20 protein-coding genes and 1 riboswitch are annotated in these 15,991 nt (G+C 46.8%); of the genes, 19 read left to right on the top strand and 1 reads right to left on the bottom strand.

Translation table 11 applies throughout. The annotated features are described in order from the left end of the window. Positions 1 to 7: 7 nt before the first annotated feature. From JNUCC22_RS10950 to lysA, 13 genes are all read left to right on the top strand, one after another. Positions 8 to 826 (top strand): purine-nucleoside phosphorylase, encoded by an 819-nt coding sequence (locus JNUCC22_RS10950; protein ID WP_003153340.1) that lies wholly within the window; start codon positions 8 to 10, stop codon positions 824 to 826. A gap of 137 nt (positions 827 to 963) precedes the next feature. After that, positions 964 to 2,133: a D-alanyl-D-alanine carboxypeptidase family protein gene (locus JNUCC22_RS10945; RefSeq protein ID WP_216061714.1), complete on the top strand. Its 1,170-nt coding sequence runs from the start codon at positions 964 to 966 to the stop codon at positions 2,131 to 2,133. A 95-nt stretch (positions 2,134 to 2,228) separates the two neighbouring features. Then, on the top strand, positions 2,229 to 2,582 hold the full coding sequence (gene spoIIAA, locus JNUCC22_RS10940; protein WP_007409411.1) for an anti-sigma F factor antagonist: 354 nt from the start codon (positions 2,229 to 2,231) through the stop codon (positions 2,580 to 2,582). Then, positions 2,579 to 3,019, top strand: coding sequence for an anti-sigma F factor (spoIIAB, locus tag JNUCC22_RS10935; protein ID WP_003153347.1), 441 nt, complete (start codon positions 2,579 to 2,581; stop codon positions 3,017 to 3,019). The genes spoIIAA and spoIIAB overlap by 4 nt, the downstream gene beginning before the upstream one ends. Before the next feature lie 11 nt (positions 3,020 to 3,030). Beyond that, positions 3,031 to 3,798 (top strand): RNA polymerase sporulation sigma factor SigF, encoded by a 768-nt coding sequence (gene sigF / locus JNUCC22_RS10930; protein WP_003153348.1) that lies wholly within the window; start codon positions 3,031 to 3,033, stop codon positions 3,796 to 3,798. 126 nt (positions 3,799 to 3,924) lie between these two features. Continuing rightward, entirely contained in the window at positions 3,925 to 4,545 is a 621-nt protein-coding gene (locus tag JNUCC22_RS10925) for a stage V sporulation protein AA (protein WP_007409412.1), read from the top strand. Continuing rightward, positions 4,535 to 4,960 carry a stage V sporulation protein AB gene (locus tag JNUCC22_RS10920; RefSeq protein WP_014418289.1) on the top strand — a complete coding sequence of 142 codons (426 nt, stop codon included), beginning with the start codon at positions 4,535 to 4,537 and terminating at the stop codon, positions 4,958 to 4,960. The genes JNUCC22_RS10925 and JNUCC22_RS10920 overlap by 11 nt, the downstream gene beginning before the upstream one ends. Positions 4,961 to 4,972: 12 nt before the next feature. Then, complete coding sequence (gene spoVAC / locus JNUCC22_RS10915) at positions 4,973 to 5,425, top strand: stage V sporulation protein AC (protein ID WP_007612334.1); 453 nt, start codon at positions 4,973 to 4,975, stop codon at positions 5,423 to 5,425. Positions 5,426 to 5,436: 11 nt separating this feature from the next. Next, on the top strand, positions 5,437 to 6,453 hold the full coding sequence (gene spoVAD, locus JNUCC22_RS10910; RefSeq protein ID WP_216061713.1) for a stage V sporulation protein AD: 1,017 nt from the start codon (positions 5,437 to 5,439) through the stop codon (positions 6,451 to 6,453). Beyond that, positions 6,454 to 6,804, top strand: coding sequence for a stage V sporulation protein AE (gene spoVAE / locus JNUCC22_RS10905; protein WP_007409415.1), 351 nt, complete (start codon positions 6,454 to 6,456; stop codon positions 6,802 to 6,804). It abuts the gene before it with no gap. Positions 6,805 to 6,807: 3 nt separating this feature from the next. Next, positions 6,808 to 7,416, top strand: coding sequence for a stage V sporulation protein SpoVABEA (locus JNUCC22_RS10900; RefSeq protein ID WP_216062329.1), 609 nt, complete (start codon positions 6,808 to 6,810; stop codon positions 7,414 to 7,416). Beyond that, a complete protein-coding gene (locus JNUCC22_RS10895) occupies positions 7,370 to 8,851 on the top strand; it encodes a spore germination protein (protein WP_007612331.1) in 1,482 nt (493 codons plus the stop codon). The genes JNUCC22_RS10900 and JNUCC22_RS10895 overlap by 47 nt, the downstream gene beginning before the upstream one ends. Positions 8,852 to 8,975: 124 nt before the next feature. After that, positions 8,976 to 10,295: a diaminopimelate decarboxylase gene (gene lysA / locus JNUCC22_RS10890; protein ID WP_012117893.1), complete on the top strand. Its 1,320-nt coding sequence runs from the start codon at positions 8,976 to 8,978 to the stop codon at positions 10,293 to 10,295. Between the two features lie 44 nt (positions 10,296 to 10,339). On the opposite strand, the gene JNUCC22_RS10885 is transcribed toward lysA, so the two are convergent. Then, entirely contained in the window at positions 10,340 to 11,239 is a 900-nt protein-coding gene (locus JNUCC22_RS10885) for a DUF1002 domain-containing protein (protein ID WP_014418285.1), read from the bottom strand. Positions 11,240 to 11,523: 284 nt separating this feature from the next. Between JNUCC22_RS10885 and JNUCC22_RS10880 the strand changes: the two genes are divergently transcribed. The 6 genes from JNUCC22_RS10880 (at position 11,524) to ribE (ending at position 15,985) form a co-directional block, all read left to right on the top strand. Beyond that, positions 11,524 to 11,955, top strand: a complete 432-nt coding sequence (locus tag JNUCC22_RS10880) for a peptidylprolyl isomerase (RefSeq protein WP_003153363.1) — start codon at positions 11,524 to 11,526, stop codon at positions 11,953 to 11,955. Between the two features lie 149 nt (positions 11,956 to 12,104). Further along, positions 12,105 to 12,596 carry a CcdC protein domain-containing protein gene (locus JNUCC22_RS10875; protein ID WP_007409421.1) on the top strand — a complete coding sequence of 164 codons (492 nt, stop codon included), beginning with the start codon at positions 12,105 to 12,107 and terminating at the stop codon, positions 12,594 to 12,596. Between the two features lie 80 nt (positions 12,597 to 12,676). Further along, positions 12,677 to 13,252: a signal peptidase I gene (lepB, locus tag JNUCC22_RS10870; protein WP_039063276.1), complete on the top strand. Its 576-nt coding sequence runs from the start codon at positions 12,677 to 12,679 to the stop codon at positions 13,250 to 13,252. 247 nt (positions 13,253 to 13,499) lie between these two features. Further along, on the top strand, positions 13,500 to 13,844 hold the full coding sequence (locus tag JNUCC22_RS10865) for a hypothetical protein (RefSeq protein WP_007409423.1): 345 nt from the start codon (positions 13,500 to 13,502) through the stop codon (positions 13,842 to 13,844). Positions 13,845 to 13,963: 119 nt separating this feature from the next. Further along, a riboswitch (FMN riboswitch) is annotated at positions 13,964 to 14,110 on the top strand. 131 nt (positions 14,111 to 14,241) lie between these two features. Then, the gene (ribD, locus tag JNUCC22_RS10860) at positions 14,242 to 15,357 is read left to right on the top strand and encodes a bifunctional diaminohydroxyphosphoribosylaminopyrimidine deaminase/5-amino-6-(5-phosphoribosylamino)uracil reductase RibD (protein WP_216061712.1); all 1,116 of its coding nucleotides are present in this window, start codon (positions 14,242 to 14,244) and stop codon (positions 15,355 to 15,357) included. Next, positions 15,338 to 15,985 carry a riboflavin synthase gene (gene ribE / locus JNUCC22_RS10855; protein ID WP_216061711.1) on the top strand — a complete coding sequence of 216 codons (648 nt, stop codon included), beginning with the start codon at positions 15,338 to 15,340 and terminating at the stop codon, positions 15,983 to 15,985. Before ribD ends, ribE begins: the two co-directional genes overlap by 20 nt. Positions 15,986 to 15,991 lie beyond the last annotated feature (6 nt).

Here is a 15,991-nt window from a genome sequence, read left to right as displayed (position 1 = left end):
ACTTTTTTTGAAACAAAAGATCGAACGTGCTGCTGCATTTATTAAAGAACACGTGAAAGAAACACCAAAGATCGGTCTGATTTTAGGGTCAGGGCTCGGCGTATTGGCCGATGAAATTGAAGGAGCTGTCAAGCTTACATATGAAACGATCCCTGATTTTCCGGTCTCAACGGTAGAAGGCCATGCCGGCCAGCTTGTGATGGGAACGCTTGAAGGCGTGCAGGTCATCGCGATGCAGGGCCGCTTTCATTACTATGAAGGCTACTCAATGGATCAGGTCACATTTCCCGTCCGCGTGATGAAGGCGCTCGGCGTTGAATCTCTCGTCGTGACGAACGCAGCCGGCGGTATCAACACTGAATTCCGCGCCGGCGATCTGATGATCATTACAGACCACATCAACTTTACGGGCACCAACCCGTTAATCGGGCCGAACGAAGCTGAATTCGGAGCGAGATTCCCGGACATGTCAGAAGCCTATGACAAAGAGCTGTCAAGCTTGGCTGAAAAAACGGCCGATGAGCTGGGCATTCCTGTTCAAAAAGGGGTGTATACAGCTGTTACGGGGCCGTCTTACGAAACGCCTGCTGAAGTTCGGTTTTTAAGAACGATGGGTTCTGACGCTGTCGGCATGTCGACAGTGCCGGAAGTCATCGTCGCCAACCACGCGGGGATGCGCGTGCTCGGCATCTCATGCATTTCCAACGCGGCGGCAGGTATTCTTGACCAGCCGTTATCCCATGAAGAAGTAATGGAAATGACGGAAAAAGTAAAAGGCGGCTTTTTGAAGCTTGTAAAAGCCGTAGTCGCACGTTCTCAAAAATAAGTCAGCATCAGTCAGCTGTTTCTTCGGAAGCAGCTGTTTTTTTTGTGCCCTCAACACGGAATATTTTCCAGATAAGGCGTATAAAACCACCGGATTTGGAAAAAATAAAAAGGATTATGAAATGGAGGGCTTTGGAGATGAAACGTCTTATATCCACTTTGTTGATTGGCATTTTATTAACGGCATCAGCACCGTCCGCTTTTGCAAAGCCGGACGGAAAACATACATCGGAGCTCGCTCATGAAGCCAAAAGCGCCGTGCTGATTGAACGCGATACGGGAAGCATTCTTTATAACAAGAACAGCCGGGAGCGTCTGGCGCCGGCAAGCATGACAAAAATCATGACCATGCTTTTAATCATGGAAGCGCTTGACAAAGGGAAAATAAAGATGAACGATAAAGTCAGGACGAGTGAACATGCCGCGTCCATGGGCGGATCACAGATTTTCCTTGAACCCGGAGAAGAAATGACGGTAAAAGAAATGCTCAAAGGAATTGCGATAGCTTCCGGAAATGACGCATCTGTCGCAATGGCGGAGTATATCGCCGGTTCAGAAGAGGATTTCGTCAGCCGGATGAACAAAAAAGCAAAAGAATTGGGATTGAAAGATACCTCCTTCAAAAACCCGACGGGACTGCCCGAAAAAGACCATTACAGCTCTGCTTATGACATGGCGAAAATGGCGAAGGAATTATTAAAGTATGATAAAATCACTCAATTTACAGGAACGTATGAGGATTATTTAAGAGAAAATACAGACAAAAAGTTCTGGCTCGTCAATACAAACCGGCTGATCAAATTTTATCCGGGTGTAGACGGCGTGAAGACGGGCTTTACAGGCGAAGCAAAGTATTGTTTAACCGCCACCGCTAAAAAAGGAAATATGAGGGTCATTGCTGTCGTTTTCGGAGCCAGCACTCCGAAAGAAAGAAATGCCCAAGTGACCAAAATGCTTGATTACGCCTTCAGCCAGTTCAAAACACACCCGCTGTACAAACGGGATCAAATCGTCGGAACGGTAAAAGTGAAAAAAGGAAAACAGAAACTGATCAAGCTGACCACATCTGAGCCGATTTCTCTTCTGGCCAAAAAGGGAGAGAACATGGACAAAGTAAAAAAAGAAGTGAAAATCAACGGCAATGTAACGGCTCCGGTTAAAAAAGGAGAGGTGCTCGGCAGCCTCGTTCTGAAAAAAGACGGAAAGGTGCTCGTTGAAAGCCCGGTCACGGCAAAAGACGACATGGAAAAAGCGGGTTTTCTCACTTTTCTGAAGCGGACGATGGGAGATTGGACTAAATTTAAATAATCGTGGCGAACGGGCACTAGTTTTGTCATAGTGAAGGAATTGCTTTCCCGAAAATCGAAACACTCATTATCCGATCATATCAAGGAGGAATGAGCATGAGCCTTGGAATTGACTTTCATGTCAAAGAATCCGTGCTTTGTATTCGATTAACAGGTGAACTCGATCATCATACGGCAGAATCATTAAAACAAAAGGTTACTGAATCGCTGGAGGCTGACGGCATCCGTCACATCGTGCTGAACCTTGAAGATCTTACCTTCATGGACAGCTCCGGCCTCGGCGTGATTTTAGGGCGTTATAAACAAATTAAACAGCTCGGCGGAGAAATGGTCGTGTGTGCGATTTCGCCCGCGGTGAGACGTCTGTTTGACATGTCCGGCCTGTTTAAAATCATCAGGTTCGAACAATCAGAACAAAAAGCGCTTTTAACGTTGGGGGTGGCATCATGAAAAACGAGATGCATCTTGAATTTTCAGCCCTCAGTCAGAACGAATCGTTTGCGCGCGTAACAGTTGCTTCTTTTATCGCACAGCTCGACCCGACGATGGATGAGCTGACGGAAATCAAGACCGTCGTATCAGAAGCGGTAACAAACGCGATCATCCACGGCTATGAAGAAAACTGCGACGGAAAGGTGTACATCTCCGTTACGCTGGAGGATCATGTCGTCTATCTGACCATACGTGACGAAGGCCTCGGGATCACGGATCTTGAGGAAGCGCGCCAGCCGCTCTTTACGACAAAACCCGAGCTTGAGCGCTCCGGAATGGGCTTTACCATTATGGAAAACTTCATGGATGATGTCACGATTGATTCCTCGCCGGAGATGGGAACGACGATACGCTTAACAAAACACCTATCAAAAAGCAAAGCGCTTTGTAATTAAGGAGATTTGTTATGGATGTGGAGGTTAAGAAAAACAGCAAAAACGCACAGCTCAAGGACCATGAAGTCAAAGAATTAATCAAAAAGAGCCAAGAGGGCGACCAGCAGGCAAGAGACCTCCTCATAGAAAAAAACATGCGTCTTGTGTGGTCCGTCGTTCAAAGGTTCTTAAACAGAGGCTATGAGCCGGATGATCTGTTTCAGATCGGCTGTATCGGATTGTTAAAATCCGTTGATAAATTCGATTTGTCCTATGATGTCCGTTTTTCAACTTATGCCGTGCCGATGATTATCGGAGAAATCCAGCGCTTCATCCGCGATGACGGAACCGTCAAAGTTTCAAGATCTTTAAAAGAGCTCGGCAATAAAATACGCCGGGCGAAAGATGAACTGTCAAAAACATACGGAAGAGTGCCGACCGTCCAGGAAATCGCGGACCATTTAGAAATTGATGCGGAGGATGTGGTGCTTGCGCAGGAAGCGGTGCGGGCGCCTTCATCCATTCATGAGACCGTGTATGAAAATGACGGAGACCCGATCACCCTGCTTGATCAGATCGCCGATCATTCAGAAGAGAAGTGGTTTGACAAAATCGCCCTCAAGGAAGCGATCAGTGATTTGGAAGAACGGGAAAAACTCATTGTCTATCTGAGATATTATAAAGATCAGACACAGTCGGAAGTAGCCGAACGGCTCGGGATTTCCCAAGTCCAGGTATCGAGGCTGGAGAAAAAAATATTAAAGCAGATTAAAGTGCAGATGGATCATACGGAAAGCTGACCTTTTACGGGCCGGCTTTTTTTATTTGTGCATAGGTGGTAATTTATGGTCTTTTGCCGCTGATGAATGAGAACAAAAGTGAACCGCATACTACATATATAACCACCCGAAAGATGGTGATGCAAGATGGAAAGACGAATATTTCTCAGACTTCGCCACCGCGTGAAGGCTCATACCGGAGATATCATCACAATCGGCGACGCCGCGCAGATCGCGGGACAGCAAAAGCTGAAAAAAAAACTGTCGGCACTGCCGCTGTATAAGGTCACGAAAAAAGACAAAAATATCGTCGTGCTGGACATCATAAAAGTGCTGAAAACCATTCATACCGCTTTTCCCGCGCTTGATGTCCAGACCGTCGGCGGCGCTGAAACGATAGTGGAAATCCATTACCAGAAAAAGCAGCTGTCAGCCGTTTTGTTCGTCGGTGTCTGGCTCCTGCTTTTTATCGGTTCATGTCTTGCCATTATGAATTTTCATGAAGATGTCAGTATGAGAGAAGTTCATATCGCCTTATATGAAATCATAACGGGCGAACGGAATGAATACCCGTATCTGCTTCAGATTCCGTACAGCATCGGCCTCGGTCTCGGTATGATCGTCTTTTTTAATCACATCTTCAAAAAACGCCTGAATGAAGAGCCAAGCCCGCTGGAAGTCGAGATGTTTAATTATCAGCTTGATCTCGATCATTATGTCGCAATGCACGAAAATGAAGAGACGATGAAAGATCTGCATGATCGTTAGCATTCTTTTCGTTATGTTTGTCGGGCTTGGCGGAGGGCTGACCGTGGGAGCGGGCTTTGTGGCTTTTTTAACCGTTATGGGAATCGTCCCCCGCCTTATGCAGCTGACAAAAACAATGCGCTTTGTACAGGCCTACGAAGGAGCTGTTATTTCAGGAGCTGTGTTCGGCGGCTGGGAAACCTTAAATATGAATCATTTTTTTTTATCTGAATGGCTGGCCGTTCCGGTCGGGCTTTTGGCCGGCATGTTTGTCGGCATGCTGGCCGCCGCGCTTACAGAAGTGCTGAATGTGCTTCCCATTCTTGCCAAACGGATCGGCTTCGGCAGCAAAATCATCATATTGCTGATGGCCATTGTGTTCGGCAAAATAGCCGGCTCTTTATTTCATTGGCTGTATTTTATCCATCATTCATAAGGAGGAACCGATGTGACAAACTTAAAAGAAAATTACAAAACAAAAGTGAAAGACTATCAGCCGAAACCGCCATATGTTTGGAATTGCGTCAAAGCCTTTCTGATCGGCGGTTTGATCTGTCTGATCGGGCAGGCTCTTCAAGACTTTTACATCCACTTTTTTAATTTTAATGAAAAAACAGCGGGCAACCCGACGTCCGCCACTCTTATTTTAATTTCCGCCCTTTTGACCGGATTCGGTATTTATGACAGACTCGGGCAGTTTGCCGGAGCGGGTTCAGCCGTGCCGGTGACGGGTTTTGCAAACAGTATGACAAGCGCCGCTCTGGAACACAGAAGTGAAGGACTCGTGCTCGGGGTAGCGACAAACATGTTTAAATTGGCGGGAAACGTCATTGTATTCGGCGTCGTGGCAGCCTATATCGTAGGTCTGATACGGTTTGCTTGTGAAAAACTGTTTTCGTAGGAGGAGAAAAAATGAAATTGACCGGAAAGCAAACCTGGGTATTTGAAAACCCGTTATTTGTAAATTCGGCGGGGACGGCCGCCGGACCGAAAGAAAAAGACGGCCCGCTCGGTTCGCTGTTTGATAAGACATACGATGAAATGCACTGCAATCAGAAAAACTGGGAAATGGCGGAACGTCAGTTAATGGAAGATGCCATCAACTCCGCTTTGCAAAAACAGAATTTGAAAAAGAGCGATATTGATTTGTTACTCGCGGGGGATCTTTTAAATCAAAATGTGACCGCCAACTACGTCGCCAGACATCTGAAAATTCCGTTCCTCTGTCTGTTCGGCGCCTGTTCGACATCAATGGAAACGATTGCCGTCGCATCCGCGCTCATTGACGGCGGTTTTGCGAACCGGGCGATCGCAGCCACGAGCAGCCATAACGCGACGGCAGAACGGCAATTCCGCAATCCGACGGAGTATGGCGGGCAAAAACCGGATACCGCCACTTCAACGGTCACGGGGGGCGGGGCGGTCATCATCAGCCAAAACCCTTCTGATATCAAGATTACAAGCGCAACAGTGGGAAAAGTAAGCGACCTCGGAATAACAGATCCGTTCGATATGGGATCCGCCATGGCGCCCGCTGCCGCCGACACAATCAAACAGCACCTGCAGGACTTAAACCGCACGGCGGATGATTATGATCTGATTTTAACGGGTGACCTTTCAGGCGTCGGCTCGCCGATCGTGAAAGATTTGCTCAAAGAAGAAGGCTATCCCGTGGTAACGAAACACGATGACTGCGGTCTTCTCATCTATACGCCGGATCAGCAGGTGTTTGCGGGCGGAAGCGGCTGCGCCTGCTCTGCGCTTGTTACGTACACACATATTTTTAATCAATTAAAAGCAGGGACTCTAAACAGGGTACTCGTTGTCGCGACAGGAGCGCTTTTAAGTCCGACAATGATCCAGCAGAAGGAAACCATTCCGACCATCGCGCACGGTGTGGTATTTGAGCGGGCGGGAGGTGCATCATAAATGGAATATCTGTTGGCTTTTGTTTGCGGGGGAATCATATGCATTATCGGTCAGCTGCTGCTTGACATTTTTAAACTGACACCCGCCCATGTGATGACAACTTTTGTCGTCATCGGCGCCTTGTTAGATGGGTTCGGAATATATGACAAATTTATCGAATTCGCGGGTGCGGGCGCGACGGTTCCCATCGTCAGCTTCGGTCACAGCTTATTGCACGGCGCCATGCATCAAGCTCACGAGCATGGATTTATCGGGATCGCCATGGGGATTTTTGAACTTACTTCCGCCGGTATATCTTCAGCGATTTTATTCGCATTTCTTGTAGCCGTTATTTTTAAACCGAAAGGATAATGCCTGATGACGAAACGGAAGGTCATTCTTGTGACAGACGGGGACGTATACGCCGCCAAAACAATTGAATATGCCGCGGAAAAAGTAGGCGGTCGGTGTATTTCCCAATCAAAGGGCAATCCGTCAACGAGAAGCGGGCCCGAACTTGTTCAGCTGATTAAAGCCGCGCCGAATGACCCGGTGTTTGTCATGTTTGACGATTCAGGCCTGCAAGGGGAAGGTCCGGGCGAAACGGCACTGAAATATGTCGCCTCACATCAGGACGTTGAAGTGCTGGGGGTGATTGCGGTCGCTTCTAAGACCCATCAGGCTGAATGGACGAAAGTCGATGTCTCCATTGACCGTGATGGAGAAGTGACGGAGTTTGGCGTCGATAAAACCGGAATGAGAGAAATGGACGAGCACAGAATGAACGGAGATACGGTGTATTGTCTGGATAAATTGGACGTTCCCCTCATTGTGGGCATCGGCGACATAGGAAAGATGGGGAGAAAAGATGACATATCCAAAGGCTCGCCGATCACGATGAAGGCGGTCGAATTCATTTTAGAAAGGAGCGAAAGCCATGCCGGAAAAACCGGAAAACATGATCAAGGTGTACCGGGATCCTAGAAAAAATGAACAATTTTTTAAAGACCGCGTCGGTATGGGAACGAGCTATGATGTCGGCGTCCGCAAAGTTCGAGTATTAGACCGGGAAGTTCAGATTTACTTTGTCAACGGATTAACCGATACTTTGTTTATCGTTCATTTAATGGAACAGCTCGTCGACATCAATAATTATGACGAGAATGCGGATGAAGCGATTGACGTTGTTGAAAACAGGCTTGTCAATCAGCAGGTCCAAAAAGTCAAAACGCTCGACGAAGTAACGGATCAGGTGCTTTCCGGACTTGTCGCCGTTATCGTTGAAGACGCGGGCTTCGCCTTTATCGTTGACGTCAGAAGTTACCCCGGACGCACACCTGAAGAACCGGATACGGAAAAGGTCGTCCGCGGAGCAAGAGACGGTTTTATCGAAAATATCGTCATTAATACAGCATTGATCAGAAGACGAATCAGGGACGAAAGGCTCCGCGTCAAAATTACGAAAGTCGGCGAGCGCTCTAAGACCGATCTTGCCATTGTGTATATAGAGGACATCGCGGATCCGGATCTTGTCAGCATCGTCGAAAACGAAGTGAATGCGATTGACATTGACGGATTGACGATGGCTGATAAAACGGTGGAAGAATTCATCGTCAAACAAGGCTACAATCCGTTTCCGATGGTCAGATACACGGAGCGGCCGGATGTGGCCGCCAATCACATTTTGGAAGGGCACGTCATCATCGTCGTTGATACGTCACCGAGCGTGATCATAACGCCGACAACGATTTTTCACCATGTTCAGCATGCGGAAGAATACAGGCAGGCGCCTTCAGTGGGAACATTTTTAAGATGGATCAGGTTCTTCGGTATTATCGCTTCAACGGTCCTGCTTCCGATCTGGTTCCTCTTTGTTCTTGAACCGTCTCTTCTGCCTGAAAGATTGGATTTTATCGGTTTAAATAAAAATACGCATATCCCGATCATTCTGCAAATCTTTTTGGCTGATTTGGGGATTGAGTTTCTCAGGATGGCCGCGATCCATACGCCGACCGCTTTATCCACCGCCATGGGTCTGATTGCGGCGGTGCTGATCGGTCAAATCGCCATAGCGGTGGGGCTGTTTTCAGCAGAAGTGATTCTGTACGTATCGATCGCCGCCATCGGATCATTTACCACGCCGAGCTATGAGCTCAGCCTCGCCAATAAAATGATACGCCTCATCTTAATGGTGCTCGTGGCCATTTTCCAAGTGAAAGGCTTTGTGATAGGTTTTACATTGCTGCTGATCATAATGGCGAATATCCGCTCGTTTCACACGCCGTATTTATGGCCGTTTTTACCGTTTAACGGCAAGGCGCTGTGGCAGGTGCTCGTCCGGACGACAGTGCCGGGAGCCAAAGTCAGGCCGAGCATTGTTCACCCGAAAGACCGTCAAAGACAGCCAAGCGGTTCATAATCGCATTGAAACCGACAGAAGATTATGATATTGTATGTCTTAACTTATACGGGACTTGTATAAGGACAGCTCAAAAGAAGCTGTCCTTTTCACCCATATGCGGATCAGAAAGAGGGAATGAGCATTGTTCTTACATGGCACAAGCAGACAAAACAAACTAGGTCATTTGGAAATCGGGGGTGTGGACGCGCTGTATTTAGCGGAGCATTACGGCACGCCTCTTTATGTTTACGATGTGGCTTTAATACGTGAGCGCGCTAAAAGCTTTAAACAGGCATTCATTGACGCGGATTTAAAGGCGCAGGTCGCGTACGCGAGCAAGGCGTTTTCTTCTGTTGCGATGATACAGCTCGCTGAGCAGGAGGGGCTCTCATTGGACGTTGTATCCGGCGGAGAGCTGTTTACGGCGGTTGCGGCTGGTTTTCCGGCTGACAGGATTCATTTTCACGGCAATAACAAAAGCGAAGAAGAGTTGAAAATGGCGCTCGATCATCAAATCGGCTGCATCGTCGTTGATAATTTTTATGAAATATCCTTACTCGCGGAACTGTGCCGCAAATCAGGGCGCACAATGGATGTGCTTCTGCGAATCACTCCGGGGGTAGAGGCGCATACGCATGATTATATTACGACGGGACAGGAAGATTCCAAATTCGGTTTTGATCTGCATAACGGGCAAATAGAAAAGGCGATTGAACAAGTATTACAGTCAGACCATATCCGCCTTCTCGGCGTTCACTGCCACATCGGATCGCAAATTTTTGATACGGCGGGCTTTGTGCTGGCCGCAGAAAAAATCTTCGCAAAACTGAATGAATGGAGAGAATCATTCGGCTTTGTCTCTGAAGTGCTGAATTTAGGGGGCGGCTTTGGCATCCGCTACACGGAGGAGGATGAACCCCTTCATCCCGCCGTTTATGTGGAAAAAATTATCGAAGCGGTAAAAGAAAACGCAGCGCTGCACGCTTTTGACATTCCGGAGATCTGGATTGAACCGGGACGCTCGCTCGTCGGAGACGCCGGAACGACGCTTTATACCATTGGTTCGCAAAAAGAAGTGCCCGGCACCCGTAAATATGCAGCGGTTGACGGGGGCATGAGCGATAATATCCGTCCTGCGCTGTATCAGGCGAAATATGAAGCCGTATCGGCAAACAGAATCGGAGAACACCACGATAAAACGGTATCCATTGCGGGTAAGTGCTGTGAAAGCGGTGATATGCTCATTTGGGATATAGATCTTCCGGAAGTGAAAGAAGGCGATCTTCTCGCCGTTTTCTGCACGGGAGCATACGGATACAGCATGGCTAACAACTACAACCGCATTCCGCGTCCCGCCGTCGTTTTTGTGGAAGACGGCGAAGCGCATCTTGTCATTAGAAGGGAAACTTATGAAGACATTGTAAAACTGGATCTGCCGTTTAAGACGGGGGTCAAACAATAAATAAAAAAGAGACCGGAACAATGGCGTCCGGTCTCTTTTTGCATTCAGCTGTTAGAACTTGATCCGCTGTCTCCTGTAAATACAGACACGATCGCATTCCAAATCGAAGCGAAGAAATCAATGACTTTTTGAACAAAGCTTTTGCCTTCATCGGATTGAATGAACTTCGTGATTTTGTCTTTTGCCTTGTCAAGCTGGCTGCCGACTTGGCCCCAATCAATCTTGGCATTTTTCATTTTATTAAACAATGAAACGAGCTGGTCTTTTTGAGCGTCAGTCAGTGTAATGTTAAGGTTTGAAGCCGCATCATCGACCTTTTTCTCGATTCCTTCTTTTGTATCGGGCACACCGTTTTTCGCGAAATCATCTTTAATGTTTGCGATGAGCGCGGAGGCGTTTTTATCCCCGATTTTATCCCCGAGATTTGAAGTGGTGACAAGCTCTTGGTTGGCGACCTGTTTTACATCTTCTGAAATCGCTTTGTCTGATGAGACTTCATATGCCTTGATGATTCCCGTTAATGCTGCGGTGCCTGATACCTCAAACGGCGCCGTCACGTATACTTTCGCATCTTTCACTCCTGCTGTCATCAGGGCGTTTAAGTACATTTCATCCGTGATGGAATCGATATTATGGGTCTTAACGTCAAGCCCGGACCCTTTCTTTGCCACCGTGATGGATGATGAAGAGATGGCTCTTGTGCCGATTTGGGCATTCGATATATATTTTCCCAGATACTCATGTTCTTCTTTATTCGTGACCGTCACTTTTGTCGCGTTATCAGGGACATTTAATTCGTCAAGCACTTTCTGACGGTTTTCGTTTGACAGATCCGCCCCCAGTGTGACGATGACATCTCCGACTGCGGCATCGGCCAGGCTGATTTTCGGTATTGTGCACAATACAACGGCCGCCGCCAGCAATCCAATCCACATTTTTTTCAAAGCGGTTAACCTCCTTCTTTTCACAAATGCCGTTTTGAAGCGGTTTGTGAGGGCCTGCGTGAAGCAGTTCCGATACATAGACGGCTGTGAAGCTGTTCTGGTTTCATTTTCTTTCTGCGGAAGCGGGGAGATTCGTTTTCCGGCTGAAGGTATGGTATAATAGCCGCGAAAAGAAGAGCAGAGGCCTCTTCCTTCAAAAGAATATCAAAAAGAAAGCCGGCTTACAATTGAAATTCATATTGAAGAAGGCTTTGACAAAAAACAATACGGAAGTAGGAATGAGAATGAAAACTGGTTACATCGAAATGGAAAACGGCAGCAGAATTGAATTTGAACTTTATCCGAATGAAGCGCCTAATACAGTCGCTAACTTTGAAAACCTGGCGAATACGGGCTTTTATGACGGCGTTATTTTCCACCGCGTGATTCCGGGCTTTGTCAGCCAAGGCGGAGATCCGACTGGGACAGGCATGGGCGGAAGCGGAAAAACGATCAAATGTGAAACAGAAGGCAATCCGCATAAGCACGAAGCCGGTTCTTTATCAATGGCGCATGCCGGTAAAGACACGGGTTCAAGCCAATTCTTCATCGTACATGAGCCGCAGCCGCATTTAAACGGCGTTCATACTGTATTCGGAAAAGTGACAAGCGGTTTAGAGCATGCGAAAAACATGTCTAACGGAGACAAAATGAAAGAAATCCGTGTAGAAGGATAATGACGGAAAACCCGCCTTTTTCAGGCGGGTTTTTTTATGTATATGAAAATTCTCATGTGTAAATCATGAAAAAATACATATATGAACATCAGTGATCATTCTGGTATAGTGAAAAAGACCGATTACAACAATGAAAAGAGGTAGAAACGTTGGTTCAATTGGCAACCGTTTTATTTGTCATTATCATTCTCGCACTTATGATTTGGTTCAGGGTGAAAAAGGGAAACAGGCCGATTAAAGGCGGCGGCTTCGGCATCATTCTCCCGCTTTTGATTATCGCCGTCATTTTTACATTCAGCATCAGCCAGCTCATGAATATCCCGGGAAAGCCGTTTCATTTTCCCGCTCTTTGGGAGCTCGCCATCGCCGGACTGTTAGGCGCGGTATTCGGCGTCATTATGCTGTCGCAAACCGCCTATGAAATTCGGGAAGACGGCTTTGTCTACTCCAAGCGGAATAAAAACTTTAAATATGTCATTATCGCGATTATTGCGATCCGTATCGTGCTCAGCCAATATTTCAAAAACATTGACGCGGCGGAATTCGCCGTTTTAACGATGGAACTTGCTTTTGTGTATTTGTGCATTTGGCGGATCGGAAGCTTCGTGAAATACCGTAAAATCAGCAGATCCGGCTTATAAAATGAAAAAAATGGATGAGGTGCGGGGCTTATTTGCCCTCTGTGCAGGGATTCATGGTAAAATAAAAACGACCATGGCTAATGGGAGGAAATCACTTGAAATCAGAAAAAGAAAAAACTTCTAAAAAAAGCGCCGTACTTGATTGGGCGAAAGCCATTATCATCGCTGTCGTTCTGGCACTGCTCATCCGAAACTTTTTATTTGCCCCTTATCTCGTTGACGGCGAATCAATGGATCCGACGCTGCATGACCGCGAGAGAATCTTTGTCAATATGACGGTCAAATACATAAGCGACTTCAAACGCGGCCAGATCGTCGTTCTGAACGGAGAAAACGAGCACTATGTCAAACGGATTATCGGACTCCCCGGCGACACGGTGCAAATGAAAAACGATCAGCTGTACATCAACGGCAAAAAAGTGTCCGAACCGTATTTAGCGGCAAACAAGCACAAGGCGAAGCAAGGCGGCTTTGACCGGCTGACAGAAGACTTTGGCCCGGTGAAGGTGCCGGACGACAAATATTTCGTCATGGGTGATAACCGCAGAGAATCTATGGACAGCCGCAACGGCCTCGGTCTTTTTACGAAAAAACAAATAGCGGGTACATCAAAATTCGTCTTCTTCCCGTTTAACGAAATTCGCAAGACGAAATAAACCGTACAGGCAGTTTTCTTCATGAGGAAAACTGCTTTTTTATATAAATTTATCTTTCCACCCTCAAAAACAGAACATAAATTCGTATATCTATTTAATAGATAGAAAGTTTTACAGATACATGAAACATCTTCCCTTTATGAAACGTTATATGAATAACTCACGCAGGGAAGAACGGTTTTCTATTCATGAAAAAAAGGAATATGACATAGTAATGAATAGATTGATACGGGCTGGAGGTAGAAAAATGGGAAGAATTAAAACAAAAGCAGCCATTTTACTTGTACTGCTGCTGTTATTAGCGGGCGGTTATATGGTCATAAACGATATTGAACTGAAAGACGTGCCGACTGCAATCGGACAAACCCTGTCCCAGGAAAAAGAAGAATATACAGTCAAAACATATAAAATTACGAAAATCGAAGGAACTGAGTACCACGGTACGGCAGAAAACGGCACAAAAATCATTTTTAACGGCGACAAGCTGAAGCAGGATCTCTCCGATGTGAAAAAGGGAGATAAGATTAAAGCGTATTTCAGCAAATCAAACCGGATTGACGGCTTATTGAAGGTCGTCAAAGTGAACGAATAAATAAAGGCGCCTTTTATGGGAAAAGGGCGCTTTTTATTTTTCTGAATAATTAGGTGCAAATTCATTGCGCCTGCCGCAAAGGATGTTATAATAGCGGATAAGGACAAAAAAATATTGATTGTATCCTTCGGGGCTGGGTGAAAATCCCGACCGGCGGTAATAAGGCGTTTTGCGCTTTACAGCCCGTGACCCGTATGCATCTGTATACGGTGGATTCAGTGAAAAGCTGAAGCCGACAGTGAAAGTCTGGATGGGAGAAGGATGAGAGAAGCTATGCAAAAAATAAACTTACTGTATAGTCTTATTTCCTATGGATTAAAACTGGCAAAGCCCCGAACTGTGTAAACATTCGGGGCTTTTTTGACGCCAAATTGCGTGGAAGAAGGGAGGGATAACGATGGAAGAATATTATATGAATACGGCAATAGAACTTGCCAGACGCGGTGAAGGACAGACACAGTCCAACCCTCTTGTCGGCGCTGTCGTCGTCAAAAACGGACAGATCGTCGGAATGGGCGCCCATTTGCAATACGGAGAAGCGCATGCCGAGGTTCACGCGATTCATATGGCCGGCAGACACGCAAAAGGCGCCGATTTGTATGTGACGCTGGAGCCTTGCAGCCATTACGGAAAAACACCGCCATGCGCCGAACTGATAATAGAGTCGGGGATAAAAAGGGTGTTTATCGCTGTGAAAGATCCGAATCCGCTTGTAGCCGGAAAAGGCATCGGAATGCTGGAAGCAGCGGGCATCGAAGTGAAAACCGGACTTCTCAGGCAGCAGGCAGAAGAGCTGAATAAAATGTTTCTTCACTTCATGCGGACCGGACTTCCGTATGTCACCTTGAAAGCGGCCGCGAGCCTTGACGGGAAAACAGCGACTGAAACCGGTGACAGCAAATGGATTACATCAGAGGCGGCAAGGCTTGATGCCCAGCAATACAGGAAATCGCATCAAAGCATTCTTGTCGGAGCAGGCACAGTCAAAGCCGATAATCCGAGCCTGACCTGCAGGCTTCCTGATGCGGTGAAGCAGCCGGTCAGAGTGATTCTCGATACAAAGCTGACCATTCCTGAAACGGCAAATGTGCTCACTGACGGTGCTGCGCCGACATGGATATTTACGGCCAAAGGTGCAGACGTGCAAAAGAAAGACCGGCTGACCGCACTCGGAATAAAAGTTATTCCGCTGGAAACAGACCGCATTCACGTCCCTGAGGTGCTCAGTATTCTCGCTGAAAACGGCATAATGTCCGTTTATGTGGAAGGCGGAGCATCCGTACACGGAAGTTTTGTCAAGGAAGGCTGTTTCCAAGAGCTTCATTTCTATTTCGCCCCTAAATTAATCGGAGGAACGCTTGCTCCCAGCTTGATCTCCGGTGAAGGTTTTCAATCAATGAAAGATGTCCCCCATTTACAATTCACACAAATCACCCAAATCGGGCCGGATATAAAACTGACGGCCATACCTAAAGATGGAAAGGATGGTGACGATGTTTACAGGAATCGTTGAAGAAACAGGCACGATCCAAGCAATCAAAAAGACAGGCCTTTCCATGGCATTAACCATCGCCGCTTCAAAAGTGACAAGTGATGTGAAACTTGGCGACAGCATTGCGGTAAACGGCATCTGCCTGACCGTAACCGGATTTTCTGACAATCAATTTACGGTTGATGTCATGCCGGAAACAGTGAAAGCCACTTCGCTGAACGGCTTGTCAAAAGGCAGTAAAGTAAACTTGGAAAGAGCGATGTCCGCCAACGGACGGTTCGGCGGCCACTTTGTATCAGGGCACGTGGACGGAACGGCGGAAATTACGCGGATCGAGAAAAAAAGCAACGCGGTCTATTACGATTTAAAACTTTCGCCGGAATTGACAAAAACGCTCGTATTGAAAGGTTCAATTACGGTAGACGGCGTGAGCCTGACGATTTTCGGTTTATCAGACGAAAGCGTGACGGTATCCATCATTCCGCATACCATCTCAGAAACGATTTTTCAGACGAAAACAGTCGGATCGACCGTAAATATTGAGTGTGACATGATCGGCAAATACTTATACCGCTTTTTGCACAAAACAGAACAAATGAAAAGCAATCAAACTATCACGGAAGCCTTTTTAAGCGAGAACGGCTTTTAGAAAGGA

Source organism: Bacillus sp. JNUCC-22 (assembly GCF_018861275.1).
Taxonomy (GTDB): Bacteria; Bacillota; Bacilli; order Bacillales; family Bacillaceae; genus Bacillus; species Bacillus velezensis.
This window is presented reverse-complemented; position numbering and strand designations above follow the sequence as displayed.